The following is a 3,291-nucleotide window of genomic DNA, read 5'->3' as shown; positions in this document are numbered from 1 at the left end:
TCGTCCGGGCCTTCGGCGGCGACCGCATCCGGGCCCGCGAGCGCGCCGAGCGCGAGGCGGTCGAAGCGCCGGCGACGGAGAGCTGCGAGTGCACTACCTCGACGAGGGGCCAGCCGATGCTTCGCCGGTGCTACTCCTGCACGGCGAGCCGTCATGGGCGTACCTGTACCGGCACATGATTCCGCCACTGGTTGCTGCCGGGCACCGGGTCGTCGTACCCGACCAGATCGGCTTCGGGCGCAGTGACAAGCCCATAGAGATGGGTGATTACACGTACGCCCGCCACGTCGCCTGGATGTCGAGCTTGGTGTTCGAACACCTTGGCCTCAACGACGTCACATTCTTCGGGCAGGACTGGGGTGGACTGATCGGACTGCGACTAATCACCGCCGAACCTGACCGATTTGCCCGGATCGTCCTGTCCAACACCGGTCTTCCTACAGGAACGCCCCCACCGGGGGAAGCGTTCATGGCCTGGCAGAAGTTCTCCCAGGACTCACCGGTGTTCCCGATCGGCGAACTGATCAACCGGGCATGCGTACGCGACCTCTCACCGAACGAGATCGCCGCTTACGACGCACCGTTTCCTGATGACTCGTACAAGGCTGGGGCCCGTATCTGGCCATCACTGGTTGTTACGTCACCGGACGGCCCCGAAGGTGCCGAGAACACGGCTGCATGGGTAACGCTGAAGGCCTGGGAGTAGCCGCTCTTGTGTTGCGTCAGCGACCTGGTCCCGGTCACCCGAGGTGGCGACAAACCGTTCCGCACCCTTGTCCCCGGCGCCCAAGGGCAACCCCACCGCACCATCGAAGGCGGCGGACATTTCATACAAGAGGACTGCGGCACCGACCTGGCCCAGCTCATCGACGACTTCGTCGGAGGCCGCCTCACGTGAGTGGGGTCCGAGAACACGAACCGACGGTGAGACGCCATGGCAAATCACCGGATCGATAACGACGATCACCTAATCGAACGGAACTCGAGAAAAGCAACGATGAAGGACCAGTCCATGATGGAGCAACTCTGATGAGTCCCCGCTACGGGCAGATCGACACCGGGTATGGCCGGCGCCTGGCATCCACCTCGCCGGACGAAGATGGCCCGGTGTGGATGGTGAACCTAATGAGCTACCGCACGGCAGCCGACTACGCCGATGGTCGCGACGCGACCATCAGCGGGCGTGAGGCCGACGACCTTTACACCCCGACGGCTCCGTTAGCCGCCGTGGGTGCCGAAATCGTATTCGTGGCTGACGTGCAGGACCAGTTGCTAGGCGACGAGCCGGAGTGGGACCGAGTAGCGGTGGTCAAGTACCCGACGCGCCGCAGTTTCATCGACATGCAGCAACACGACGACTTCCAGCGCCTCCACGAGCACAAGGACGCGGGAATGGCCAGGACGATCGTCATGGGGACCCAGCCGATGCTAGGAGCCAATTGGGGCGTCTTCGATCTTCCTGACTGGAGCGAGGTGCCCCACCCGCCGACCACCGATGACGGCGAGGTGATGGTGGTCCACGTGCTGTCCTTCCACGACGCCGTCGGGGCCCAATCGCCTACAGGCATGGAGTCCTACTCCAAGCACGCTGGACGGGTCGCGGCCCCACATGGTGCGAGCGTTGCAGGATGGTTCGCTGTCGAGGGCACGATCATCGGTGACGGACGGCGCTGGGACCAGGTTCGTTTCAATACCTTTCCAAGCCGGCGGGCCTTCATGGCTGTTGCCATGGACCCAGATCGTCTTACCGCGCAACGTGATTATCGAGAGTCGGCTATCGCCGATACATACGCCTTGGTGACCAGACCACTCGTCAATCGACTGACGGCCTCCGTTGATCAAGAAGAGGGGCCGTAGTGGAGGTCATCCTCACCGGGACCGGGTCGCCCCTACCTGACGCCAACCGGGCTGGCCCGTCCACCCTGGTGAAGGCGGGCGACACCCACATCCTCGTCGATGCCGGCCGGGGGGTGGTGATGCGAATGGCTGGCGCCGGGTCGCTTCCGGGGCTGCTCGCCGGGGTACTTGTCACCCATCTGCACAGTGATCACATATGCGCGCTCAACGACGTGATCACCACCCACTGGGTGATGTCGCAGGGCAAAGCGACACTGCCGATCTATGGTCCGATCGGCACGGCTGAGTTCGTTGACCGGCAGCTACACGCACTGGAGCCAGATATCGGCTACCGGATGGAGCATCACGACCTACTGACCAATCCACCCCTGGTGAACGTCACCGAGTTGGCACCCGGCGACTCGTTCGCCCTCGGTGATGTCAAGATCGACACGGCGGCGACCGAACACGCACCCGTGCGGCCGACAATCGGCTTTCGCATCGAGCATGACGGCAGCACAGCGGCAATCGTCGGAGACACGATTCCGTGTGATGGGGTCGACGAACTAGCTCGGAACACCGATGTCTACGTCCAAACAGTGATTCGTCGTGACCTCGTCGAAATGATCCCGCTCGGCATGATGCAGGACATCCTCGACTACCACTCCGGCGTCGTGGAGGCGGCCCAGACGGCCGAACGGGTCGCCGCCAAGCGACTCGCTCTCACCCACATGGTGCCGGCACCCACGCCCGAGCGGTACCCGGAGTGGATGGCTATCGCTGCCGAGCACTATTCCGGTGAAGTCATCGTCGGCGACGACCTCACCACGGTCACCACCTGAGCAAGGAGATCCAATGACCGAGTTCAAGGGAACGATCGGCCGGACGCTGGCGGACTCCGAGCCGGACTACATGGAGCCACCCCACCCAGGTGAGGACGCACCCAACGTGGTGATCGTGCTTCTTGACGACACAGGCTTCGCCCAACTCGGCTGCTACGGCTCCGACATCGACACCCCCAGTGTGGACGCGCTCGCTGCTGACGGCGTGCAGTTCACGAACTTCCACGTGACACCACTGTGCTCGCCGACGCGTGCGGCCTTGCTGACCGGTAGGTCCCAGCACGCAGTGGGACTGCGAGGCGTTTCCAACTGGCGCACCGGGTTCCCGCACCAGCTGGGCCACATCTCGAACTCGGCGTCCACCATCGCAGAGGTACTCCATGCCGAGGGGTACGCCACCTTCTGCGCCGGAAAGTGGCACCTGGCGCCGACGGAGGACACTTCAGCGGCCGGGCCATTTGACCAGTGGCCGCTAGGGCGCGGTTTCGACCGGTTCTACGGATTCCTGGAGGGCGAGACCGACCAGTTCCATCCCGAACTCGTCCGCGACAACACACACATTGATCCGCCGTCAACCCCCCAGGATGGCTACCACCTCAGCGAAGACCTAGTC

5 protein-coding genes are annotated in these 3,291 nt (G+C 63.7%); all 5 read left to right on the top strand.

From position 1 onward, the window contains the following. A partial coding sequence (locus QF777_11795) for a haloalkane dehalogenase (protein MDP6912225.1) occupies positions 1-706 on the top strand: 706 nt, incomplete at its 5' end. Between the two features lie 6 nt (positions 707-712). After that, positions 713-898 carry a hypothetical protein gene (locus QF777_11790; protein ID MDP6912224.1) on the top strand — a complete coding sequence of 62 codons (186 nt, stop codon included), beginning with the start codon at positions 713-715 and terminating at the stop codon, positions 896-898. 131 nt (positions 899-1,029) lie between these two features. Further along, positions 1,030-1,857 carry a hypothetical protein gene (locus QF777_11785; protein ID MDP6912223.1) on the top strand — a complete coding sequence of 276 codons (828 nt, stop codon included), beginning with the start codon at positions 1,030-1,032 and terminating at the stop codon, positions 1,855-1,857. Further along, a complete protein-coding gene (locus QF777_11780; GenBank protein ID MDP6912222.1) occupies positions 1,857-2,678 on the top strand; it encodes an MBL fold metallo-hydrolase in 822 nt (273 codons plus the stop codon). The genes QF777_11785 and QF777_11780 overlap by 1 nt, the downstream gene beginning before the upstream one ends. Before the next feature lie 13 nt (positions 2,679-2,691). After that, positions 2,692-3,291: sulfatase-like hydrolase/transferase (locus QF777_11775; GenBank protein MDP6912221.1), on the top strand; the 600-nt coding region annotated here is incomplete at its 3' end.

The organism is Acidimicrobiales bacterium (assembly GCA_030747595.1).
Classification (GTDB): domain Bacteria; phylum Actinomycetota; class Acidimicrobiia; order Acidimicrobiales; family MedAcidi-G1; genus UBA9410.
This window is presented reverse-complemented; position numbering and strand designations above follow the sequence as displayed.